A 21,835-nucleotide genomic window follows, 5' to 3' on the forward strand; every position below is an offset into this window, starting at 1 on the left:
CGACCGTTGGTCGTCACGCTTCTCAAGAGAGTGACGACCAACGGTCGTCACCTACCACAGCCCACACGGCCTCAGCCGGCGTTGCGGGCTTCCAGCTCGTCTTCTTTCTGGCGGTCGAAGAACGCCATGATGCGGCTCATGATCGGGAACGTGCCTTCGCGGCCCAGCGCCGAAACCAGGAACCACGGCTCCTTCCAGCCCAGCTCGGCCACGATCTGCTCGGCGGCAGCCCTGGCCTCGTCCTCGAACATCAGGTCGGCCTTGTTGAGCACCAGCCAGCGCGGCTTGGCCAGCAGTTCAGGGTCATGCTTCTCCAGCTCGCGCTCGATCGCACGTACCTGCTCGACCGGCGAAACGCCGTCCACGCCACCTTCCATCGGCGAGATGTCCACCAGGTGCAGCAGCAGACGGGTGCGCTGCAGGTGGCGCAGGAACTGCGCGCCCAGGCCGGCACCGTCAGCGGCACCCTCGATCAGGCCGGGAATGTCGGCGATCACGAAGCTGCGGTAATTCTCCACCTTCACCACGCCCAGGTTTGGGTACAGCGTGGTGAACGGGTAATCGGCCACCTTCGGCGTTGCCGCCGATACGGCGCGGATCAGCGTGCTCTTGCCTGCGTTGGGGAAGCCCAGCAGGCCGACGTCGGCCAGCAGCTTCAGCTCCAGCTTGAGCGTACGCTCTTCGCCCGGCTCGCCCGGCAGCGCCTGGCGCGGCGAGCGGTTGGTCGAGCTCTTGAAGTGCATGTTGCCCAGGCCGCCGCGGCCGCCCTTGGCCACCAGCAGGCGGTCGCCATGGCCGGTGAGGTCGCCGATGACTTCGTCGGTGGCCACGTTGATGATCACGGTGCCCACCGGCACGGTGATGACCAGGTCTTCGCCGCCCTTGCCATAAGCCTGCCGGCCCATGCCGTTCTCGCCGCGCTGCGCCTTGAAAATGCGGTCATGGCGGAAGTCGACAAGCGTGTTCAGGTTCTCGTCGGCGCGGATCCACACGCTGCCGCCCGCACCACCGTCGCCGCCGTCCGGGCCGCCGAGCGGAATGAACTTCTCGCGACGGAAGCCAATGCAGCCGTTGCCGCCGTTGCCGGCGAACACTTCGATTTCTGCTTCGTCTACCAGTTTCATTGTTTTGATGCCTGCGATGCGCGCGGCGTCAACGCCGCTGCCTTGAGTGATGCCGACCTCAGGCCAGCAAACGGACCGAGTCCGTTTTTTACCATTGATTCCAACGAAAAGCCCCGCCGAAGCGGGGCTCTTCATGCAGCATTCCATGCCGGGGCATGGCTGCCGGCGCTGGCCTGATCAGGCCTCGGCCGACACGATGCTGACGGTGCGACGCTTCTTCGCACCCTTGACCGAGAACTCCACCTTGCCGTCCACGAGGGCGAACAGGGTGTGGTCGCGGCCCAGGCCGACGCCTGCACCCGGATGGAACTGGGTGCCGCGCTGACGCACGATGATGTTGCCGGCTTCGATGGCCTGGCCGCCGAAGATCTTGACGCCCAGGTACTTCGGGTTGGAGTCGCGACCGTTGCGCGAGGAGCCTACGCCCTTTTTATGTGCCATGACTGCTTCTCCTGATGCTTAGCCGGCGATGCCGGTGATTTCGATTTCGGTGTAGTACTGACGGTGCCCCTGGCGCTTCATGTGGTGCTTACGGCGACGGAACTTGATGATCCGGACCTTGTCAGCACGACCCTGGGACACGACCTTGGCGGTGACCGAAGCGCCGCTCAGTGCGTCGCCGATCTTGATACCGTCGCTGTCGCCCAGCAGCAGGATGTTGTCAAACTTGATCTCGCTGCCGACTTCGACTTCGAGCTTTTCGACGCGGAGCTTTTCGCCCTGCGCCACGCGGTATTGCTTACCGCCGGTGACCAGTACTGCGTACATGACCAGACTTCCTCTGTAGTTATTGTGGTCTGTTGAACTGCCGCCATCGAGGGCGGACAGGAGCGGGATTGTACGCAGATCAGTGCGGCACGGTCAAGTCAAGCCCCGCCATGACCGGAGCGTCTTCATGAACGGGCGCGTACCCGATCTCAGCCGGTGAGACCAGCGACTGGCATTGTCGCCCATTGCCCCCATCTGGTCACCTCGGTAGGCTGCTTGATTGCCGCCGTTTCAGACCCGTTTCTTTCGGCTGGCCGGCCCAGCCCCGCCCCCACAACCGGATTCCCCATGGCGATGGATTACATCCGCATCCGCGGTGCGCGGACGCACAACCTCAAGAACCTGGACCTGGACCTGCCGCGCGACAAGCTGATCGTGATCACCGGTCTGTCCGGCTCGGGCAAGTCATCGCTGGCCTTCGACACGATCTACGCCGAAGGCCAGCGCCGCTACGTGGAATCGCTCAGCGCCTATGCGCGGCAGTTCCTGAGCGTGATGGAAAAGCCGGACCTGGACCACATCGAGGGCCTGTCCCCGGCCATTTCGATCGAACAGAAGTCGACCTCGCACAACCCGCGCTCGACCGTCGGCACCATCACCGAGATCTACGACTACCTGCGCCTGCTGTTTGCCCGCGTCGGCACCCCGCGCTGTCCCGACCACGGCTATCCGCTGGAGGCGCAGACGGTCAGCCAGATGGTCGACCATGTGCTCACGCTCGACCCTGAGCAGCGCTACATGCTGCTGGCCCCGGTGATCCGCGACCGCAAGGGCGAGCATGCGCAGGTCTTCGACCAGCTGCGTGCGCAGGGCTTTGTGCGCGTGCGGGTGGACGGCGTGCTGTATGAGATCGATGAGGTGCCGCCGCTGGCGCTGCGCCAGAAGCACACCATCGAGGCGGTGATCGACCGCTTCCGCCCGCGCGAGGACATCAAACAGCGCTTGGCCGAGAGCTTTGAAACCGCGCTGAAGCTGGGCGATGGCATGGCCTCGGTGCAGTCGCTGGACGCCGACGGCGCCAGCCCGGCGCTGTTCTCCTCCAAGTACTCCTGCCCGGTCTGCGACTACTCGCTGCCCGAGCTGGAGCCGCGCCTGTTCTCGTTCAACGCCCCCATGGGCGCCTGCCCCGGCTGTGATGGTCTGGGCATGGCCGAGTTCTTCGACCCGGCGCGCGTGGTCGTGCACCCGGAGCTGTCGCTGGCTGCCGGTGCGGTGCGCGGCTGGGACCGCCGCAACGCGTACTACTTCCAGCTGATCGCCTCGCTGGCCAAGCACTACAGGTTCGACGTCGATGCGGCCTGGAACACCTTGCCCGAAGGCGTGCGCAAAGCAGTTCTCTACGGCAGCGGCGATGACATGGTGACCTTCACCTATTTCACCGAAGCCGGCGGGCGCACCCAGCGCAAGCACCGCTTCGAAGGCATCATTCCCAACCTGGAACGCCGCTACAAGGAAACCGAATCGGCGGCGGTGCAGGAAGAGCTGGGCAAGTACATCAGCGAGCGGTCCTGCCCCGAGTGCGGAGGCGCACGCCTGAACCGGGCTGCGCGCAATGTGTTCGTGGCCGACCGCGCCCTGCCCGAACTGGTGGTGCTGCCGATCGACGATGCGCTGACGTTCTTCCGCGAGCTGAGCCTGCCGGGCTGGCGCGGCGAGATCGCCAGCAAGATCGTCAAGGAGATCGGTGAGCGGCTTGGCTTCCTGGTCGATGTGGGTCTGGATTACCTCACCCTTGAGCGCAAGGCCGACACCCTGTCCGGTGGTGAGGCGCAGCGCATCCGCCTGGCCAGCCAGATCGGCGCCGGCCTGGTCGGGGTGATGTACGTGCTGGATGAGCCGTCCATCGGCCTGCACCAGCGCGACAACGAGCGGCTGCTCGGCACCCTCACCCGCCTGCGTGACCTGGGCAATACGGTGATCGTGGTCGAGCACGATGAAGATGCCATCCGCCTGGCCGACTACGTGCTGGACATCGGCCCGGGTGCCGGCGTGCATGGTGGCGAGATTGTCGGCCAGGGCACGCTGCAGGACATCCTGGACGCACCGCGCTCGCTGACCGGCCAGTACCTCTCCGGCAAGCGGGCCATCGAGATTCCCAGCCGTCGTCACGCGCCCAACCCGAAGACGACCCTGCACCTGCGTGGCGCCTCGGGCAACAACCTCAAGGGCGTGGACCTGGCCATCCCGGCCGGCCTGCTGACCTGCGTGACCGGTGTGTCCGGCTCGGGCAAATCGACCCTGATCAACGACACACTGTTCTCGCTGGCTGCCAACGAGATCAACGGCTCCTCGCACCCGGTCGCGCCGTACAAGCGCATCGACGGACTGGACCTGTTCGACAAGGTCGTGGACATCGACCAGTCGCCGATCGGCCGCACCCCGCGTTCCAACCCGGCCACCTACACCGGCCTGTTCACGCCGCTGCGCGAACTGTTCGCCCAGGTGCCCGAGGCGCGCGCGCGTGGTTATTCGCCGGGACGTTTCAGCTTCAACGTGCGCGGCGGACGCTGCGAGGCCTGCCAGGGTGACGGTCTGATCAAGGTGGAGATGCACTTCCTGCCCGACGTCTACGTGCCCTGCGATGTCTGCCATGGCAAGCGCTACAACCGCGAAACGCTGGAAGTGCTGTACAAGGGCTACAACATCAACGACGTGCTGGAGATGACGGTCGAGGATGCGCTGAAGCTGTTCGAGCCGGTGCCGTCCATCGCACGCAAGCTGGAAACACTGGTGGATGTGGGCCTGAGCTACATCAAGCTGGGCCAGAGCGCGACCACGCTCTCCGGTGGTGAAGCGCAGCGCGTGAAGCTCTCCAAGGAGCTCTCGCGCCGTGATACCGGCCGCACCCTGTACATTCTCGACGAGCCGACCACCGGCCTGCATTTCCACGACATCGAAGCGCTGCTGGGCGTGCTGCACAAGCTGCGCGATGAAGGCAACACCGTGGTGGTGATCGAACACAATCTGGATGTGATCAAGACCGCCGACTGGATCGTCGACCTCGGTCCGGAAGGCGGCCACCGCGGTGGCACCATCCTCGTCACCGGCACGCCCGAGGACGTGGCCGCCTGCCCGCAGTCGTACACCGGCCAGTTCCTGGCGCGCATGCTGCCTTCCACCGAAGCGCGCCCCGAGCGGCCGGCCGCTGTGGCCAACAAGCCCGACGCGCGGCCGCCGCGCAAGGTGAAGCCGGAAAAGCCGGCGAAGAAAGCCGCCGCGAAGAAGACCACGCGGAAAACCGAGAAAGCATGATGAGCAGCGAACACAAAATACTGGCCCGCATTCCCATCAGCGTGCGCTGGCGCGACATGGACAGCATGGGACACGTCAACAACGCCAAGTACATTTCCTACCTGGAAGAGGCGCGCGTGCGCTGGATGCTCGGGGTGGAAGGCGTGGCGATGACCGATGCCATCGCCCCGGTGGTGGCCGCCACCAATGTCAACTACCGCCAGCCGCTGGTGTGGCCCAACGACATTGTGGTGGAGCTGTTCGTCGAGCGGCTGGGCAACAGCAGCGTGACCATCGGTCACCGCATCGTCGACCAGCAGGACCCGTCCAGGCTGTACTCGGACGGCAACGTGGTGGTGGTCTGGATGGACACCACCACCGGCCGCAGTGCCCCGCTGCCCGAGGCGATCCGCAACGCGTCGACCTGAGCGGACACCCGCCCGTCTGCGGTACGTGAGACGGGCATGGCTCGCCAGCACCGCGTGCCCTCTGGCGGCGCGCGTTACCGGGCGCTGCCGCGCACCGCCAGCGGCACGCGCACTTCACCACCATCGTGCAGCTGCAGGGTCACCTGCAGCTGCTGCGCCGGCTGCAGGGGCGCCACCGGCTGCATCAGCATCAGATGCAGGCCACCGGGCTTGAACTCCACCGACGCGCCACGCGCCAGCGGAACCTCGTGCACATGCTGCATGCGGCTGACGCCATCGTTGAGTGTGGTCTCATGCACGGAAACGTCAGCGAACTGGGCGCTGCGGGCACCGACGATGCGCACGGCATCCGGGCATTCATTGCGCAGCGTCATGTAGCCGGCGGTCATGCTTGCCGCGCCGGGCGGCAGCCGCGCCCAGCCGTCACTGACCTTCACGCAGTCCACCTGCACGGCCGACGCCGACCCCGCACACAGCATCAACAATACGCCAACGAATGGTTTGGTTATCATCGGGTCCATATCCTCTGTGCACGAGACCGCAGCATGACCAGCTCCATCGAGGTGATCAACCACGGCCCGATCCGCGAACTGCGCCTGGCACGGCCTCCGGTCAATGCACTGGACACCGACCTGTGTCGGCAGCTGATCCATGCGGTAGAACTGGCGATGGCCGAGGATGCCCACGGCATCGTGCTCTCCGGCAGCCCGCGCGTCTTCACCGGCGGCATGGATGTGCCGCACCTGCTGGCCCATGGCGACGACAGCCCTGCCCTGCTGGACAGCTGGAATGCCTTCTTCGGCGCGGTGCGCTCCATTGCCGAGTGCCGCATCCCCGTGGTGGCCGCGCTGACCGGCCACGCGCCGGCCGGCGGCTGCGTGATGGCTCTGTGCTGCGATTACCGGGTAATGGCGCGCAGTGTCGACGCCGGCCACCCGTACACCATCGGCCTGAACGAGGTACAGGTCGGGCTGGTGGCGCCCGAGGGCATCCAGCGCCTGCTGCGCCGGGTGGTGGGCGTCCACCGTGCCGGCGTATTGCTGACCACCGGGGCGATGCTGCCAGCCGAGCAGGCCCAGCAGATCGGCCTGGTCGACGAGCTGGCCGACGGCGAGCTGGTGGTGCCACGCGCCATCGCCTGGCTGCAGCAGCTGCTGAAGATGCCGCGCCAGCCGATGCTGCTGACCCGGGCGGTGGCCCGCGAAGATCTGCATCAGGCCCTGCACCCGGACCTGATCCAGCTCGACCGCTTCGTTGAGGCCTGGTACGCCCCCGACGCCCAGCAGGCACTGCACGCACTGACCGCCCGGCTGGGCAAAGGCTGAGCGCGCAGGCCACGTGCCGGGTCGTTCAGAGCAGACAGATCGCCACCGTCGCCACCGCTATAATCACGCTCTGTCCCACACCGGCTGCAGCCCTTTGAGCGCCTCGCACGAACCCGTCGTCTCCGAACTGATCGACCTGCTCACGCTCGAGCGGCTGGAAGACAACCTGTTCCGCGGACAAAGCCGCGACATCGGCACCAAGTACGTCTTTGGTGGGCAGGTGCTGGGCCAGGCGCTGGCCGCCGCGCAGGCCACGGTCGACAACGGCCGCCATGTGCATTCACTGCACGCCTACTTCCTGCGCGCGGGCAACATCGATCATCCCATCGTCTACGACGTGGACCGCACCCGCGACGGTGGCAGCTTCTCGGTGCGCCGCGTGACCGCGATCCAGCATGGCAAGGTGATCTTCTTCTGCGCCGCCTCGTTCCAGCAGGCCGAAAGCGGGGCCGAGCACCAGCACAAGATGCCCGAGGTACCACAGCCGGAAGATATCGAACCGAGCCGTCCGCTGCCCCCTGAAGTGCTTGAACGTCTGCCGATCAAGGTGCAGCGCTGGCTCTCGCGCGGCGGCCCGTTCGAGTTCCGCCATGTCTACCCGCGCGATGAGCTCAATCCGCCCAAGCGCCCGCCCTACCACCAGGTCTGGCTGCGTCTGACCGAGCCGGTGGGCGATGCGCCGGAGCTGCACCAGGCACTGCTGGCCTACGCCTCGGACTTCCATCTGCTCGGCACCGCCACCTTCCCGCACGGCATCAGTTACTACCAGCCGCACGTGCAGATGGCCTCGCTGGACCATGCGCTGTGGTTCCACCGTCCGTTCCGCGCCGACGACTGGCTGCTCTACTCGCTGGACAGCCCCAGCGCGCAGGATTCGCGCGGCCTGGCGCGCGGTCAGTTCTTCGACCGCCATGGCCGCCTGGTCGCCAGCACCGCGCAGGAAGGCCTGATCCGTGTGGTGCCCGACAGCGCGGCTGCCGCTGCCGTGCCGGCCAAGGACTGAGGACATCCCATGCGCCAGATTTTCAGCAGCCAGCGAGTGGAAACCGTGGAGGGCGTGGCCGAGCTGCTGCGCAGCCACGACATCGAGGTGCGCGTGACCAACGGCCGCACCTACCACAGCCGCCGCCGTGGCCAGTTCAGCTATCTCGACCAAGGCAAGGCCAGCACCCATCCGGCGGTCTGGATCGTGCGCGCCGACGACCAGCCGCGTGCGCGCGAGATCCTGCGTGACGCGCGCCTGCTCGACACCACCCGTCGCGACCATCCCACCGCCGAGTTTGCCTTCCGCGACGAGCCCAGTACCGGTACGGGGCGCAGTTGGGCCTGGCGGATCCGCATCGCGCTGCTGGTGGTCATCGCCGGCGTCGCATTGGTGATCGGCCTGCGCCACCGGGGTGGCGATGCGCCCGCCGCACCGCAGACGCAGCCGCAGAACGCACCGGCCAGTCCGGCGCCGGCCGAAGACGAAGAAGAAGTGCGGGTACGGGTGCAGCCGGCCGGCTGAGCCGCCCCGGCCGGCGACGGTCACATCGCCGGCAGCGCTTCGTCTGGGTCACACTGCCAACGGCGCCTGCCGGAGATGACCGTGATGATTGCTGCCAGCATCGACGACACCCTCGACCACGAGCTGCCCGCTGCGGCCGCCGGTTGCCAGCATGCCTACGGTCGTATCGTGCAGGCGTGCCAGAACACCATCACCGCCATCGCCCTGGCCATCACCGGCGACCGCGCGGCCAGCGAAGACATCGCGCAGGAGGCATTCGTGCGCGGCTGGCAGCAGCTGCATCAACTGCGCAGCCCCAGCAGCTTCCTGCCATGGCTGCGGCAGATCACCCGCAACCTCGCCCGCGACTGGCTGCGCGCCCAGCGTGGACGGCCGATGTCCGGTGAGGCAGCCGAGCTGGCGATCAGCATGGCCGCCGATCCGGCGCCCGACAGCCTGGACAGGCTGGCACGACTGGAAGAGGAAGTTGCCGCCGAGGACATCATTTCAAGCCTGCCAGCCGACAGCCGAGAGGTGCTGCTGCTGTATTACCGCGAAGGCCAACGCTCGCAGCAGGTGGCATCGCTGCTGGGGCTCAGCGATGCCGCCGTGCGCAAGCGCCTGTCGCGCGCACGTGCACTGGTGCGCGAGGGGCTGCTGCAGCACTTTGCCGGGTACGCACGCAGCAGCGCGCCGAGCGCTGCTTTCGCCACCGGCGTGGTGTCGCTGCTGATGGTGGCCGCCCCCGGTACCGCCAGCGCGGCGGCCATCGCGCTGGGTACGGGACTGGGTGTGGGCGGCAGCAAGCTCGGTCTCGGCGGTGCCAGCGTCGGCGGCGGTACGGCGATGGGCTCGCTGACCGCTGTCGCCAGTCAGGCCCCCGCGCTGCAGGCGCAGATCGGTCTGTCCAGCATCGTGGCAGCGGTAGGTTTCGGCATGCTCGGTGCCTACGTGGGCGGACGCTATCTGCTGCGTTATGCCGACACCGCGGATGAGCGTGCGCGCATCAGTCGCTTCGTGGCGGCCAACAGCCTGACCGCCGCCGGGGTCTGCGTGGCGATTCTGGGGACCATGCTGCTGCATCTGCCGGCCATTGCGGTTGTCGCGGCACTGGTGCTGGGCATGGCGGTGCTGAACTGGCAATGCCTGCACACGCTGCAGCGGCTGATGGCGCCGCTGATCGCGCGCGACGCGGCGCGGCGCGGCCGTACCCGGTGCAACTGGGCTTACGAGCTGAGCTATGGCCGGACGGCTGTCATGGTGATGAACGTGATGGTGATCGGCTCGGTGTTCTACGCGCTGTATCGCACGTAAGGCCGGATTACGGCCGGCTGCTGTTCGCACAGATCGCGACGGCACACAGCCGCGCGGTGCGCGGCGAGCCGACCGCAGTGCCGGTTCGAGCAATGACCGATCCCAGTGCCCCCTGCCCCTGCCCGCTGTCCGCTACGCAGTCGCGGCTGCTGCGACCGCCAGCGGCTATGCTGTGGTCATGGCGATACACGGCGATCGAGACGATGACCTGCGGCTGTTCCAGACCGGCGAGCACCCCTGTGGCTACTGGCCCGAGCGGGTGGCCCGCGATCTGGTGCTGGACCCGCATGACCGCCGGCTCGGCGGTCTGTACCCGCTTGCACTGAGCTGGGGCTTCCGCCGCAGCGGCGACCTTGTCTACCGCCCCCACTGCGCGCACTGCCAGGCCTGCGTGGCCGTGCGCATTCCCGTGGCCCGCTTCCGGCCCGACCGCAGCCAGCGGCGTTGTGCCGCCCGCAACGCCGATCTGGAAGTACGCATCACCGCCGCCAGTGCGCGCGATGACCTGTTCGCCCTGTACCAGCGCTACCTGCGCCACCGCCATCGCCACGGGGGCATGGACGAGCATGGGCCGCACGAGTTCGAGCAGTTTCTGATCGGCAGCTGGTCACACACCCGCTTCATGGAAATCCGCCTGCCCGGCCGCGACGGGGCGCCCAGCACCCTGCTCGGCGTGGCGGTCACCGACGTCACCGAACAGGGCCTGTCAGCGGTCTATACCTTCTTCGATCCGGCCTGCGCCGAGCGGGGCCTGGGCACCTTTGCGATCCTGCAGCAGATTGCCTGGGCCGAGCGCGAAGGCCTGCCGCATGTCTACCTGGGGTACTGGATCCGCGAACACCAGAAGATGGACTACAAGCGCCGTTTCCGCCCGCTGGAAGCCTACGATGGCCGCCGCTGGCACGATTTCGACAGCGAACTGGACGGACGCTGACAAACCGCTGACACCGGGCCGGGTGCACAATAGCGCCCATGAACAACCTCGCCCGACGCCATCTGCTGCCCTTCGCCCTGGCCCTGCTGTGCGGCGCCTGCTCCCAGACGCCGGCAAAGACCGCTGCCATGCCCGATCCCGCCACCGCGCCACTGCGCCTTGCCACCTACAACACCTCGCTGTATTCGGACGAGGCCGGCGGGGTGATCGAGCAGCTGCAGGGTGACAGCGAACACGCGCGCAAGATCGCCGCCGTGCTGCAGCAGGTGCGCCCGGACCTGGTCCTGCTCAACGAGTTTGATTTCGACCAGGCCCATCGCGCTGCCGACCTGTTCCAGCAGCGCTACCTCGAAGTGGCCCAGCCCGGCGGTGGGCAGCCTCTGCACTACGCCTACCGGTATCTGGCCCCGGTCAACACCGGCGTGCCCAGCGGCCTGGACCTGGACAACAACGGCGTGATCGGCGGCGAAGGCCGCAGCCGTGGCAACGACGCCTGGGGCTACGGCCTGCACCCGGGCCAGTACGGCATGCTGGTGCTGTCGCGCTACCCGATCGATGAGGCCCGGGTGCGCAGTTTCCAGCTGCTGAAGTGGAGCAGCATGCCCGGCGCGATCCGCCCGCTGGACCCGCGCACCGGCCAGAGCTTCTACAACGACCACGTCTGGTCGCAGCTGCGCCTGTCGTCCAAATCGCATTGGGACGTGCCGGTGAAAACCCCGGGCGGCGTGGTGCACATGCTGGTCTCCCACCCCACACCACCGGTGTTTGACGGACCGGAGAAACGCAACGCGGCGCGCAACCACGATGAGCTGCGGCTGTGGAAGGAGTACCTGGACGGCGGTGAGGCGCCGTGGCTGTGCGATGACAACGGCACCTGCGGCGGCCTGGCCGCCGATGCACGCTTTGTGATTCTGGGCGACCTCAACAACGATCCGGTCGATGGCGATGGCCGCCACGAAGGCATTCTCGAGCTGATCGAACACCCACGCGTGCTGCGCTACCCGACGCCACGCAGCGTGGGCGGTGAGCAGACCAGCCTGGCCTACGCCGAGAAGGGCATCACCCGGCGCGGCGCACCCGCCCACGCGACCGGCGACTTCGGTCCGAAGAGCGGCACGATGCGTCTGGACTACGTACTGCCGTCGGTGGGCTTCCAGTATGCGGGGAGCGGCGTGTTCTGGCCGGCGCAGGAAAGCCCGGAGGCGAAGATCGCCGATGGCAGCGACCACCACCTGGTCTGGGTGGACGTGCGCTGAGGCACCCAGGCCGACCTTGGTCGGCCCTGATCAACGTGCTGCCGACCGTTGGTCGGCCCTTGCGGCTCCCGGTTCTCAGGCCGGGCGCAGCGCCACGCCGATCGTCTCCGCCGCCTGACGAGCGGTCGCACGCGCTTCATCAATCGTCTCACCGCGCGCCAGCGTGACGCCGACGCGGCGCTGACCGTCCACGCTTGGCTTGCCGAACAACCGCACCGCCGTATCGGGCGCCTGCAGCGCCGCCGCAACGTTGTTGAAATACGGCACACCCGTGCCCTGCGCAAGCAAGGCGCACGACGCTGACGGACCGCTTTGTCGGATCAGTGGCACCGGCAGGCCGAGAATCGCTCGCGCATGCAGCGCGAACTCGCTCAACTCCTGCGACACCAGGGTCACCAGCCCGGTGTCGTGCGGCCGCGGCGACACCTCGCTGAACCACACCTGGTCACCTTTGACGAACAGCTCCACACCGAACAGGCCCCAGCCGCCGAGGTCGTCGGTGATCGCGCGCGAAACCGCTTCGGCACGCTGCAGCGCGCGCGGCGACATCGCCTGCGGCTGCCAGCTCTCACGGTAGTCACCGTCGCGCTGCAGGTGGCCGATCGGTGCGCAGAACGCGGTGCCACCGGCATGGCGCACGGTCAGCAGGGTGATCTCGTAATCGAAATCGATGAAGCCCTCGACGATGCAGCGACCCGCACCGGCACGGCCACCGGTCTGCGCGTACTCCCACGCCGGGCCGATGTCGGCCTCGCTGCGCAGCGTGCTCTGCCCCTTCCCGGAGGACGACATCACCGGCTTGACCACGCACGGCAGGCCGATGGCCGCCACTGCCTCGCGGTACTCCGCTTCGGTATCGACGAAGCGGTACGGCGAGGTGGGCAGCCCGAGAGTTTCGGCGGCCAGACGACGGATGCCTTCGCGGTCCATGGTCAGCCGTGCCGCGCGTGCGGTCGGCACCACGCGCAGGCCCTGCTCCTGCTCCAGCGCCACCAGTGTTTCGGTGTGGATGGCCTCGATTTCCGGCACCACCAGGTGCGGCTGTTCCTGTGCGATCAGCGCACGCAGGGCCGCCGCGTCGAGCATGTCGATCACATGGCTGCGGTGGGCCACCTGCATGGCCGGTGCGTTGGCATAGCGGTCGGCAGCAATGACTTCCACGCCCAGTCGCTGCAGCTCGATGGCCACCTCCTTGCCGAGTTCGCCCGAGCCGAGCAGCAGCACGCGGGTGGCGGAGGGAGACAGCGGGGTTCCAAGAGGCGACATGGGCGGTCCGGCAGCAATCTGAAGGCGGATGGGCATTCTAGCCGGTCCGCCCCGGTTTCCCGACCAACGGCACTTGCAACCTGATATCACTTTGATATCTTTCATCCAACCCTCAAGGACGTACCGCCATGAAAGAGAAGTCACTGTCCTCCCTCAACGGCCTCGGCTTCATTGCCCTGGGTCTGCTGGTCGCCGCCGTCGGCGCGGTGATGTTCGTGCTGGGCATCGCTGCCAAGGCGTCGGTCGGCGCGCCCAACCTGTGGCTGCTGTTTGGCGGCCTGCTGACAGGCACCCTGGCCCTGCTGGCCATGGCCGGTCTGTACACGGTGCAGCCCAACCAGTCGGCGGTCGTCAGCCTGTTCGGCAAGTACATCGGCACCGTCAAGGACAACGGCCTGCGCTGGAACAACCCCTTCTACAGCAAGCGCCGCGTCAGCCAGCGCGTGCGCAACTTCGAAAGCGGCAAGCTCAAGGTCAACGAGCTCGATGGCAGCCCGATCGAGATCGCCGCGGTGATCGTCTGGCAGGTCGTCGACGCGTCCGAAGCGGTCTACAACGTGGACGACTACGAGAGCTTCGTGCACATCCAGTCCGAGTCGGCCCTGCGTGCGATGGCCACCAGCTACCCCTATGACCAGCACGAGGAAGGTCAGCTGGCGCTGCGCAGCCATGCCAACGAGATCTCGCTGCACCTGAAGAACGAACTGGCCGAGCGCCTGGCCGACGCCGGTGTGCAGGTGCTTGATGCGCGCATCAGCCACCTGGCGTACGCACCGGAGATCGCCCAGGCAATGCTGCAGCGCCAGCAGGCCAACGCGGTGATCGCCGCGCGCACGCGCATCGTTGCCGGTGCGGTGGGCATGGTGGAAATGGCTCTGGCCGAACTGCAGAAAAACGGTGTGGTGCAGCTGGACGAAGAGCGCAAGGCACATATGGTGAGCAACCTGCTGACCGTGCTGTGTTCCGACCGCGGCACCCAGCCGGTGGTCAACGCCGGCTCGCTGTACTGATCCATTGCTGCAGCCGCCTGGCGGCACGCATTACCGGGGCGCCCCCGCGCCCCGTCAGGAGTCACCATGAGCGAGAAGAAAGCCTACCCGCTGCGCATCAATGCCGACGTTCTGGCGGCGGCACAGCGCTGGGCCGACGACGAGCTGCGCAGCCTCAATGCCCAGATCGAGTACGTGCTGCGCGACGCGCTGCGCAAGGCCGGGCGGCTGCCAAAACCCCAGTCAACGCGTGAGGACAAGGAATGAGCAAGCGCTGGAACTACCAGACCATCGAGCTGAAACCACGATTCCGCGGCACCCTGTGCCCGGAGACGGTGCAGAACGAACTGACAAAGCAGGGGCTGCAGGGCTGGGAGCTGGTCAACATCATCCACCCGGCCACCAACCACCCCGCCCTGCTCGTGTTCAAGAAGGAGAACTGAGATGCGTATCGCTGCCCTTCTGTTGACTACCCTGCTGGCCTGCACGGTCGGCAACGCGCACGCCACGCCGCGCGACACCGCCCAGCAGCTGATCGACCATCTGCAGGCCGGACGCACCGATGCCGCCGAGGCCATGTTCACCGCACAGATGGCCGCCGCCGTGCCCGCCGATCGCCTGAAGGTCCTGTGGGACTCGCTGGGTGCACTGCAGTCGCGTGGCGAGCCGCAGATCACCGAACAGCAGGGCATGCAGGTAGTGGCCTGGCCGTTGCAGTTCGCCAACGGCGCGGTCGTCGCCCAGGTCGTGGTGGACGCGCAGGACAAGGTCGCCGGCCTGATGCTGCGCCCCGCACCGCCGACTGCGGCACCGCCTGTGCCGCCCCATGCCGGCTACAGCGAGGTCGCGTTCGATGTGCCGCAGGCGCGCGGCGCGCTGCCCGGCACCCTCGCGGTACCGCAGGGCAAGGGCCCGTTCCCGGCCGTGGTACTGGTGCATGGGTCGGGCCCGCAGGACCGCGACGAAACCATCGGTGGCAGCCGTCCGTTTCTGGATATCGCACGCGGGCTGGCCGCACAGGGCATCGCCGTGCTGCGCTACGAAAAGCGCAGCCACGCGCATCCGGAGCAGTTCCAGGGCAGCTTCAGCATCGACGATGAAACCACCGACGACGCGGTAGCCGCCGTGGCCGCTCTTGCTGCAGATGCGCGTGTCGATGGTGCCCGCGTCTTCGTGCTGGGCCACAGCCTGGGCGGGATGATGGCACCGCGCATCGCCAGCCGCGCAGCACAGGCGCGCGGTGCGATTCTGTGGGCAGCGCCGGCACGCGACCTGCTCGCCCTGCTGGCCGAACAGAACCGCTACCTGTTCGGTCTGGACGGCAGCATCAGCAGCGAGGAGCAGGCGTTCCTGGACACCCTCGATGCACAGATCGCCGCAGCCCGCAGCAGCGCCCCGGCCACGCCGGCGCAGCTGCCGCTGGGGGTGCCGCAGGCGTACTGGCACAGCCTGCTGGCGGTGGATGCACGCGCCGAGGCCAAGGCGCTGGGCAAGCCGATGCTGATGCTGCAGGGCGGGCGTGACTTCCAGGTGCCCGATACAGACTGGACGCTGTGGCAGCAGGCGCTGCAGGGTCGCACGGACGTGCAGTGGCAGCGCTTTGCCGAGCTCAACCATCTGGGCATCGCCGGCACCGGCGCCAGCTCGCTGCAGGAATACGGCCGCGCCGGCCATGTCGACACGCGACTGGTCGACACCGTGGCCGGTTGGGTCAAGGCGCAGCGATGAGCACGCGCGACGGACGCGGATTCGCCCTCGCCGAAAGCTCGCCGCTGCGCCTGGGCTGGGTGGTGCTGCCGCTGGTAGTGACGCTGGGGTACACCGTGTACAGCCAGCTTGATGGTCGCCCGCTCCAATCGGTGTGGGGCGTGGACAACGTGAGCGTCTGGAGCACGGTCGCGCTGGTCGGGCTGGGCGTGGTGCTTGGCGGTTTTTTCTTCCGCCGCGAGGTATCACTGGAGAGAGGAACCCTGATCGTCCACTCGACCCTGTACAGTCGCCGCGTTGCGGTCTCCGCGCTGCAGCTGGACCGGGCCGAAGTGATCGACCTCAAGCGCCACCCGCGCTGGAGCCTGCGCTGCAAAAGCAACGGGTACAGCGTGCCGGGCTTCCACTCTGGTCACTATCGGCTGCGTGATGGAAGCAAGGGCTTCGTGCTGGCCACACGGATGGACAACGTTCTGGCGCTGCCGGTGAGTGGCGGTGCGACCCTGCTGCTCAGCGTGGAATCGCCCCAGACGCTGCTCGACGCATTGAGCAAGGCGCAGCCGAGGGTGTCCTGACGCCCGGCGTTGCCCGGCGCTACAACACCGCGCCTTCGGTAGGTGACGACCGTTGGTCGTCACGCTGTTGCCCGTGCGCGCAGCGGCACGGCACGCCTGCGCCGCTCGACGCGAGCAGCCGCGCTGCGCGCTGCGCGCTGGCCGGGCAGAGCCCGGCGCTACGAACCCCGCGCTGCGGCACGGCACGGCTACGCCGCTGGAGCGTGACGACCAACGGTCGTCACCTACCCCAGCTGCGCTGCCGCGCGGTAAGCTGGTGGCATGCTGCGAACCGCTCCCCTGCTGCTCAACGGCGCCGAGATCGAGATCTGGCCAGCGGCGCTGCTGCGCGCTCGCGGCAACACCGACGCCCGCCTGCTGGCGCAGGCCACGCATGTTCTCCGCCGCAAACGCGATGGCCGCTATCTGGCGACCGTGTCCGCGCGTGGCGTGCATTCGCTGGTGCCCCGCCTGCCCAGCGAACCCGGTGTGGCCCAGGCACTGCAGCTGCTGGACCAGCGCGCGCAGACGCTTGAACCTCACCTGCAGCCGCTGCACGCGCTGCACCAGTACCTGCACCACCTCGGGCTGGATGCGGACCGCTACGCCGCCGACACTGGGTTGTCGCTGGAAGCCGAACCGAGCGTGCTGCATTTTGCCGGTCGCGACCGCTTTGCGCGGCCGCTGTGGCTGCGACGCGGCGCGGCGCACGCCTGGCGCCGCCTGCGCCGGCACGCTGCCATCGATGGCATCGCGCTGGATGCGATCTCAGGCTACCGCAGCCATGCCTACCAGCTGGGCATCTTCGAACGCAAACAGGCCCGCGGCCAGTCCGTCGACCAGATCCTGACCGTCAACGCCGCGCCCGGTTTCAGCGAACATCACAGTGGGCGGGCACTGGATATCGGCACGCCTGGCGCACCGCCCGCCGAAGAGCAGTTTGAAACCACCGCGGCGTTCGCTTGGCTGCAGACCCACGCGGGACAGCACGGATTCCACCTCAGCTACCCGCGCGACAATCCGCACGGCATCGTCTACGAACCGTGGCACTGGTGCTGGCGCGGTTGAATCCCGGCGCGGTGCCGGTATTCTCGCTGCCCTCGCCCACCGTGCTGTGCTGCCCGCAATGACCCACTCTCCGCACCGCGTACAGGGCCTGGCTGACGACGAGGTTGCCGCCGACTGGCCTCCGATCAGTGCGCAGGAGATCGCCGCACTGGGTGCGCTGCATCCGCGGCTGCACGGGCGCTGCACGCTGCGCTGGCGCAGCCCGCGTCCGTTCTCGGCTGCGGCCATCATCGATACCGCCACCGGTGCGGTCTTCCTCAAGCGTCACCACCACAGCGTGCGCAGCGTCGCCACCCTGCTGGAAGAACACAGCTTCATCGAGCACCTTGGCCGGCAGGGCATGCCGGTGGTGCAGCTGCTGCCCGATGCGCAGGGCCGGACCGCCTTCGCCCACGGCCGCTGGACCTACGAACTGCACAGTGTTGCTCCCGGTCATGACCTGTATCGCGATGCGGCGTCCTGGACCCCGGTGGGTGCGCGCGCGCAGGCGCAGCAGGCCGGGCGCATGCTGGCACGACTGCATCAGGCATCGGCCAGTTACCGCGCGCCGCAGCGGCAGACCCACATCCTGGTGGCACGTGACGACCTGATCCGGGCCGACGACCCGATCGCCGCGCTTCAACAGCAGTTGCCCGGCCGACCTGCGCTGGCCGACTACCTCGGCAGGCGTGACTGGCAGCAGCAGCTGGGCGAGGACGTGCTCGCGCTGCACTCCGGCCTGCCCGGAAAGCTGCGCGGGGTGCCACGGCAGTGGGCGCACAACGACTGGCACGTCTCCAACCTGCTGTGGCGCGCTGAGCCGCAGCCGCCTGGCATCAGCGCGGTGTTCGATTTTGGTCTGGCCTCACCCACCAGCGCGCTGTTCGACCTGGCCACCGCCATCGAACGCAACGCCATCGCCTGGCTTGCACTGGACGGCCCCGCACCGCCCGCGCGCACCGATATCGCGTTGGGGCTCGTGCAGGGCTACAGCGAACTGCAGCCGCTGCGTCCGGAACAGCTGGAGTTGTTGGCCGCGCTGCTGCCGGTGGTGCATCTGGATTTTGCCCTCTCCGAGGTCGAGTACTTCCACGGCATCACCGGCTCCACCGCCAACGCCGACGTGGCCTGGTACACCTTCCTGCTCGGCCATGCGCGCTGGTTCGGCAGCAGCGATGGCCAGCAACTGCTGGATACCCTGCGCGGCGCGCGGTGAGCCGCCTGCGCCGGCGCCGATTGGCATTCCCGGCCGGTTTGGTGTGAAATAGGCCCCTGAAGCGGGGGTGCCTGGCAACAGCCAGGCTGAGAGAGTCCCTTGGAACCTGATCCGGTTTGCACCGGCGTAGGGAGCTTTGAGCAGCATCCATTCCCCGCCCCGCGCGGGTCATGGGCGCGCGCCTTCGCTTCGTCTCCCCTTGGCTGATGACGAACCGAATGAACCGCTGCCTGCGCCCCACCCTGCTTACCCTCGCCCTGTGCGCCGCCCTGCCCCTGCATGCGGTGGCCGACAGCGTGCACGACGCTCAATCGCCGACCGACCTGGCCGAGGTGCGTGTCCAGGCACGCAAGGCCGAGGTCAGCCCCTCGCCGTCGGGTGCGTTCGGCGCTGCCAGCTGGAAGGACGCGCCGGCCTCGATCAACGTGGTGAGCCGTGCCACGCTCGATGATCGTCACGTCCGCACGCTCAGCGAAGTGGCGCGGCAGGATGCATCGCTGGGTGACAGCTATGCGCCGCTTGGTTACTACCAGAACGTTGCCATCCGCGGCTTCGCGCTGGACACCGGCACCGGCTACCAGTTCAACGGACTGTCGACCACTGGCGAACAGCGCATTGCGCTGGAACACATCGCCCAGGTCGAAGTACTCAAGGGAGAAGCGGGGCTGGCGGCCGGCGTCATGGCGCCGGGCGGCATCATCAACTACGTGGCCAAACGCCCCGACGAAGTACGCGCGCTCACCTTGGGCACCGACTCGGAGGGCTCGCGCTACGTGGCTGCCGATGTGGGCCACTGGCTGACGCCACGCTTTGGTGTGCGCCTGAATGCCGCCTGGGAACAGCCGCATACCTACATCGACCACACCGACGGGCGCCGCAATTTCTACGCGCTGGCCACGGACTGGCTGATCAGCGACCGCAGCCGCCTGCAGGTGGACGCCAATTACCACACCAGCGCACAGCGCTCCGCCTCCGGCTACCAGCTGCTGGGCGGCAGCGCGCTGCCCGGACGTGTGGACCGCTCGCAGCTGCTGGGCTACCAGGCCTGGCAGAAGCCGGTGGCCATCGCCAGCACCAACATCACTGCGCTGCACACCTACCAGTTCAATGACGCCTGGCAGTCGCGGCTGTCGGCCGGGCACAGCCGCAGTGTCATCGATGACAACGTGGCCTTCGCCTACGGCTGCTTCTACGCGGCAGCGTGCGCTGACGGCAGCGTGCCGGGGCAGTTCTTCGCGCCCGATGGCGACTATGACATCTACGACTACCGCAGCCCGGACGACACCCGCATCAACCAGCAGGCACGCGCCGAACTGCGTGGCCGTTTCACTACCGGCAGTGTCAGCCACGAACTGAGCCTGGGCGCCGATGTGCTGCGCCGGACCGTGGACAAGCGCCGCAACGTCAACGAATACGTCGGCACAGCCAACATCGGCGACCGGCAGGTGCCGCAGTTCGAGCCGTCGCCCCTGCAGCCGGGCCCGTCGGTGCGCCGCCTGTACAGCCGCCAGGATGCCCTGTTCGTGCTGGACCGGATCAGTCTGGGCGAGCAGTGGCAGCTGCTGGCCGGCGGCCGCCATGTGCGGCTGGACGAGCGCGCCCATGACAAGCGCGGCAATCTGGAGCGACACAGCCGTCTGTCGCGCTTCCTGCCGCAGGCGGCAGTGATCTGGAAGCTGGATGCGGACACCAACCTCTACACCAGCTACGTGCGCGGCATCGCGCTCGGCCAGGAAGCACCGTTCTGGACCACCAATGAAGGCACCTTCCTGGCACCGGTGCTGTCGCGCCAGCTGGAAGTAGGCCTGAAGCATTCGCCCGTTGCCGACCTGCAGCTGGGGGCAGCGCTGTTCCGCACCTCACAGCCGTTCCAGTATGCGATGCCGGACGACAGCAGCGCCGGTTTCAGCTTCGTCCAGCGCGGGCAGCAGACCCACACCGGGCTGGAGCTGACCGCCAATGGCCGGCTGACCGAGCGGCTGCAGCTCACCGCCAGTGCCAGTTTCCTGCAGGCGCGTGCACGCGACGCGGGCACCCCCGCCTATGAAGGTCACCAGCTGGTCAATGTGCCCAAGCTGCGCGCCAACGTGCACCTGGATTACCGCCTGCCACAGGTTGAAGGACTGGCAGTGAGCGGCGGCTGGCGCTACGCCGCGGCCAACCCGGCCACCGCAAATGGTGCGGCGCGCGCGCCGGGCTACAGCGTGTTCGATGCGGGCCTGCGGCTGCAGCACGAGGCAGGCGGGCGCCCGCTGACCTGGCGCCTGTCGGTGGACAACGTGTTCAATACCTTCTACTGGCGTGACACCGGCAGCAGTGCGGGCGATTACTACCTGTTCCCCGGTGCGCCACGCCAGGCACGCCTGACGGTGACCGTCGGCCTATGAACCCGGCCGTGCTCGAATGGACCGCCGCAGGCGTCAGCATGCTGGGGGTGTGGCTGATGTCACGCCGCGTGCTGGTCGCCTGGCCGGTGGGCCTGGTGTCGGTCGCGCTGTACGCGCTGGTGTTTGCGCAGGCGCGGCTGTATTCAGACACGCTGCTGCAGGTGGCTTTCGGCGGCTTTCTGTTGTTCGGCTGGGTGAGCTGGCGCGGCAGGCAGCAGGACGATGGCAAGGTCGCCATCGTCGCGCTGTCCCGGCGCCTGCTGGTGCGCGATCTGAGCATGGGGCTCGGTGCCGGCGTGCTGCTCGGAGCGCTGATGCATCACTTCACCGACGCCGCCCTGCCGTGGCTGGACGCCATGCTGGCCAGCCTCAGCCTGGTCGGTCAATGGTGGCAGGCCCGCCGACATGTGGCGGCCTGGTGGATGTGGCTGGCCGTGGATGTGGTCTACATCGGCATGTACGTGGTCAAGTCGCTGCACGTAACGGCGGCACTGTACGCGGTGTTTCTGGTGCTGGCGGTGATCGGGCTGCGCGCGTGGCGTGCGGCGGCGGCGCAACAGCCGGTGACGGCGGCCGGTAGGTGACGACCGTTGGTCGTCACGTCGTTGCCTCCGCTCCGGCAGGTGACGACTGTTGGTCGTCACGCTGTCGCCTCCGCTCCGGCAGGTGACGACCGTTGGTCGTCACGCCGTTGCCTCCGCTTCGGCAGGTGACGACCGTTGGTCGTCACGCTGTCGCCTGCGCTCCGGTAGGTGACGACCGTTGGTCGTCACGCCGCTGCCTCTGCGCGCAGCAGCACGGCG

General features: G+C 67.7%; 22 protein-coding genes and 1 riboswitch. Of the genes, 17 read left to right on the plus strand and 5 right to left on the minus strand.

Annotated features, from left to right (window positions below; genetic code table 11):
* Positions 1-71: 71 nt before the first annotated feature.
* The 3 genes from obgE to rplU form a co-directional block, all read right to left on the minus strand.
* Positions 72-1,124 (minus strand): Obg family GTPase CgtA, encoded by a 1,053-nt coding sequence (gene obgE, locus RZA67_RS10990; protein ID WP_317212782.1) that lies wholly within the window; start codon positions 1,122-1,124, stop codon positions 72-74.
* A 177-nt stretch (positions 1,125-1,301) separates the two neighbouring features.
* A complete protein-coding gene (rpmA, locus tag RZA67_RS10995) occupies positions 1,302-1,565 on the minus strand; it encodes a 50S ribosomal protein L27 (protein WP_317212783.1) in 264 nt (87 codons plus the stop codon).
* An 18-nt stretch (positions 1,566-1,583) separates the two neighbouring features.
* The gene (gene rplU / locus RZA67_RS11000; RefSeq protein WP_108748943.1) at positions 1,584-1,892 is read right to left on the minus strand and encodes a 50S ribosomal protein L21; all 309 of its coding nucleotides are present in this window, start codon (positions 1,890-1,892) and stop codon (positions 1,584-1,586) included.
* Positions 1,893-2,180: 288 nt separating this feature from the next.
* Between rplU and uvrA the strand changes: the two genes are divergently transcribed.
* Positions 2,181-5,144: an excinuclease ABC subunit UvrA gene (gene uvrA, locus RZA67_RS11005; protein WP_317212784.1), complete on the plus strand. Its 2,964-nt coding sequence runs from the start codon at positions 2,181-2,183 to the stop codon at positions 5,142-5,144.
* Complete coding sequence (locus RZA67_RS11010; RefSeq protein WP_317212785.1) at positions 5,144-5,551, plus strand: thioesterase family protein; 408 nt, start codon at positions 5,144-5,146, stop codon at positions 5,549-5,551. The genes uvrA and RZA67_RS11010 overlap by 1 nt, the downstream gene beginning before the upstream one ends.
* Positions 5,552-5,625: 74 nt before the next feature.
* Here the strand turns inward: RZA67_RS11010 and RZA67_RS11015 are convergent, their stop codons facing one another.
* Complete coding sequence (locus RZA67_RS11015) at positions 5,626-6,063, minus strand: copper chaperone PCu(A)C (protein ID WP_317212786.1); 438 nt, start codon at positions 6,061-6,063, stop codon at positions 5,626-5,628.
* Between the two features lie 33 nt (positions 6,064-6,096).
* On the opposite strand from RZA67_RS11015, the gene RZA67_RS11020 reads away from it, so the two are divergent.
* From RZA67_RS11020 to RZA67_RS11045, 6 genes are all read left to right on the plus strand, one after another.
* Positions 6,097-6,876, plus strand: coding sequence for an enoyl-CoA hydratase/isomerase family protein (locus RZA67_RS11020; protein ID WP_317212787.1), 780 nt, complete (start codon positions 6,097-6,099; stop codon positions 6,874-6,876).
* 94 nt (positions 6,877-6,970) lie between these two features.
* Positions 6,971-7,879, plus strand: coding sequence for an acyl-CoA thioesterase II (gene tesB, locus RZA67_RS11025; protein WP_317212788.1), 909 nt, complete (start codon positions 6,971-6,973; stop codon positions 7,877-7,879).
* A 9-nt stretch (positions 7,880-7,888) separates the two neighbouring features.
* The gene (locus RZA67_RS11030; RefSeq protein ID WP_317212789.1) at positions 7,889-8,383 is read left to right on the plus strand and encodes a pathogenicity-like protein; all 495 of its coding nucleotides are present in this window, start codon (positions 7,889-7,891) and stop codon (positions 8,381-8,383) included.
* 84 nt (positions 8,384-8,467) lie between these two features.
* The gene (locus RZA67_RS11035; protein WP_317212790.1) at positions 8,468-9,676 is read left to right on the plus strand and encodes an RNA polymerase sigma factor; all 1,209 of its coding nucleotides are present in this window, start codon (positions 8,468-8,470) and stop codon (positions 9,674-9,676) included.
* A 178-nt stretch (positions 9,677-9,854) separates the two neighbouring features.
* Positions 9,855-10,610, plus strand: a complete 756-nt coding sequence (locus RZA67_RS11040; protein WP_317212791.1) for an arginyltransferase — start codon at positions 9,855-9,857, stop codon at positions 10,608-10,610.
* 38 nt (positions 10,611-10,648) lie between these two features.
* Positions 10,649-11,866: an endonuclease/exonuclease/phosphatase family protein gene (locus RZA67_RS11045; RefSeq protein WP_317212792.1), complete on the plus strand. Its 1,218-nt coding sequence runs from the start codon at positions 10,649-10,651 to the stop codon at positions 11,864-11,866.
* Positions 11,867-11,941: 75 nt separating this feature from the next.
* Here the strand turns inward: RZA67_RS11045 and purT are convergent, their stop codons facing one another.
* Positions 11,942-13,132 carry a formate-dependent phosphoribosylglycinamide formyltransferase gene (purT, locus tag RZA67_RS11050; RefSeq protein ID WP_317212793.1) on the minus strand — a complete coding sequence of 397 codons (1,191 nt, stop codon included), beginning with the start codon at positions 13,130-13,132 and terminating at the stop codon, positions 11,942-11,944.
* 128 nt (positions 13,133-13,260) lie between these two features.
* Between purT and RZA67_RS11055 the strand changes: the two genes are divergently transcribed.
* The 9 genes from RZA67_RS11055 to pnuC all read left to right on the plus strand — a co-directional run bounded on the left by RZA67_RS11055 (position 13,261) and on the right by pnuC (position 21,616).
* Positions 13,261-14,142: an SPFH domain-containing protein gene (locus tag RZA67_RS11055; RefSeq protein ID WP_317212794.1), complete on the plus strand. Its 882-nt coding sequence runs from the start codon at positions 13,261-13,263 to the stop codon at positions 14,140-14,142.
* Between the two features lie 66 nt (positions 14,143-14,208).
* Positions 14,209-14,388: an Arc family DNA binding domain-containing protein gene (locus tag RZA67_RS11060; protein ID WP_317212795.1), complete on the plus strand. Its 180-nt coding sequence runs from the start codon at positions 14,209-14,211 to the stop codon at positions 14,386-14,388.
* Complete coding sequence (locus RZA67_RS11065; protein ID WP_317212796.1) at positions 14,385-14,564, plus strand: DUF4177 domain-containing protein; 180 nt, start codon at positions 14,385-14,387, stop codon at positions 14,562-14,564. Before RZA67_RS11060 ends, RZA67_RS11065 begins: the two co-directional genes overlap by 4 nt.
* A gap of 1 nt (position 14,565) precedes the next feature.
* Positions 14,566-15,849 carry an alpha/beta fold hydrolase gene (locus RZA67_RS11070; RefSeq protein WP_317212797.1) on the plus strand — a complete coding sequence of 428 codons (1,284 nt, stop codon included), beginning with the start codon at positions 14,566-14,568 and terminating at the stop codon, positions 15,847-15,849.
* The gene (locus tag RZA67_RS11075) at positions 15,846-16,403 is read left to right on the plus strand and encodes a PH domain-containing protein (RefSeq protein ID WP_317212798.1); all 558 of its coding nucleotides are present in this window, start codon (positions 15,846-15,848) and stop codon (positions 16,401-16,403) included. Before RZA67_RS11070 ends, RZA67_RS11075 begins: the two co-directional genes overlap by 4 nt.
* A 261-nt stretch (positions 16,404-16,664) precedes the next feature.
* Entirely contained in the window at positions 16,665-17,450 is a 786-nt protein-coding gene (locus RZA67_RS11080; protein WP_317212799.1) for a D-alanyl-D-alanine carboxypeptidase family protein, read from the plus strand.
* 58 nt (positions 17,451-17,508) lie between these two features.
* Entirely contained in the window at positions 17,509-18,645 is a 1,137-nt protein-coding gene (locus tag RZA67_RS11085) for a phosphotransferase (RefSeq protein ID WP_317212800.1), read from the plus strand.
* 53 nt (positions 18,646-18,698) lie between these two features.
* Positions 18,699-18,795, plus strand: a riboswitch (TPP riboswitch).
* A gap of 68 nt (positions 18,796-18,863) precedes the next feature.
* Complete coding sequence (locus RZA67_RS11090) at positions 18,864-21,032, plus strand: TonB-dependent siderophore receptor (protein ID WP_317212801.1); 2,169 nt, start codon at positions 18,864-18,866, stop codon at positions 21,030-21,032.
* A complete protein-coding gene (gene pnuC / locus RZA67_RS11095) occupies positions 21,029-21,616 on the plus strand; it encodes a nicotinamide riboside transporter PnuC (RefSeq protein ID WP_317212802.1) in 588 nt (195 codons plus the stop codon). Before RZA67_RS11090 ends, pnuC begins: the two co-directional genes overlap by 4 nt.
* The last annotated feature ends 219 nt before the right edge of the window (positions 21,617-21,835 follow it).

The organism is Stenotrophomonas sp. C3(2023) (assembly GCF_032911385.1).
Taxonomy (GTDB): Bacteria; Pseudomonadota; Gammaproteobacteria; order Xanthomonadales; family Xanthomonadaceae; genus Stenotrophomonas.

Bases quoted from the DNA above. Each gene is read 5' to 3' on its own strand.
- obgE (WP_317212782.1), bottom strand. From the start codon at position 1,124: ATGAAACTGGTAGACGAAGCAGAAATCGAAGTGTTCGCCGGCAACGGC.
- rpmA (WP_317212783.1), bottom strand. From the start codon at position 1,565: ATGGCACATAAAAAGGGCGTAGGCTCCTCGCGCAACGGTCGCGACTCC.
- rplU (WP_108748943.1), bottom strand. From the start codon at position 1,892: ATGTACGCAGTACTGGTCACCGGCGGTAAGCAATACCGCGTGGCGCAG.
- uvrA (WP_317212784.1), top strand. From the start codon at position 2,181: ATGGCGATGGATTACATCCGCATCCGCGGTGCGCGGACGCACAACCTC.
- RZA67_RS11010 (WP_317212785.1), top strand. From the start codon at position 5,144: ATGAGCAGCGAACACAAAATACTGGCCCGCATTCCCATCAGCGTGCGC.
- RZA67_RS11015 (WP_317212786.1), bottom strand. From the start codon at position 6,063: ATGATAACCAAACCATTCGTTGGCGTATTGTTGATGCTGTGTGCGGGG.
- RZA67_RS11020 (WP_317212787.1), top strand. From the start codon at position 6,097: ATGACCAGCTCCATCGAGGTGATCAACCACGGCCCGATCCGCGAACTG.
- RZA67_RS11030 (WP_317212789.1), top strand. From the start codon at position 7,889: ATGCGCCAGATTTTCAGCAGCCAGCGAGTGGAAACCGTGGAGGGCGTG.
- RZA67_RS11035 (WP_317212790.1), top strand. From the start codon at position 8,468: ATGATTGCTGCCAGCATCGACGACACCCTCGACCACGAGCTGCCCGCT.
- RZA67_RS11040 (WP_317212791.1), top strand. From the start codon at position 9,855: ATGGCGATACACGGCGATCGAGACGATGACCTGCGGCTGTTCCAGACC.
- RZA67_RS11045 (WP_317212792.1), top strand. From the start codon at position 10,649: ATGAACAACCTCGCCCGACGCCATCTGCTGCCCTTCGCCCTGGCCCTG.
- purT (WP_317212793.1), bottom strand. From the start codon at position 13,132: ATGTCGCCTCTTGGAACCCCGCTGTCTCCCTCCGCCACCCGCGTGCTG.
- RZA67_RS11055 (WP_317212794.1), top strand. From the start codon at position 13,261: ATGAAAGAGAAGTCACTGTCCTCCCTCAACGGCCTCGGCTTCATTGCC.
- RZA67_RS11060 (WP_317212795.1), top strand. From the start codon at position 14,209: ATGAGCGAGAAGAAAGCCTACCCGCTGCGCATCAATGCCGACGTTCTG.
- RZA67_RS11065 (WP_317212796.1), top strand. From the start codon at position 14,385: ATGAGCAAGCGCTGGAACTACCAGACCATCGAGCTGAAACCACGATTC.
- RZA67_RS11070 (WP_317212797.1), top strand. From the start codon at position 14,566: ATGCGTATCGCTGCCCTTCTGTTGACTACCCTGCTGGCCTGCACGGTC.
- RZA67_RS11075 (WP_317212798.1), top strand. From the start codon at position 15,846: ATGAGCACGCGCGACGGACGCGGATTCGCCCTCGCCGAAAGCTCGCCG.
- RZA67_RS11080 (WP_317212799.1), top strand. From the start codon at position 16,665: ATGCTGCGAACCGCTCCCCTGCTGCTCAACGGCGCCGAGATCGAGATC.
- RZA67_RS11085 (WP_317212800.1), top strand. From the start codon at position 17,509: ATGACCCACTCTCCGCACCGCGTACAGGGCCTGGCTGACGACGAGGTT.
- RZA67_RS11090 (WP_317212801.1), top strand. From the start codon at position 18,864: ATGAACCGCTGCCTGCGCCCCACCCTGCTTACCCTCGCCCTGTGCGCC.
- pnuC (WP_317212802.1), top strand. From the start codon at position 21,029: ATGAACCCGGCCGTGCTCGAATGGACCGCCGCAGGCGTCAGCATGCTG.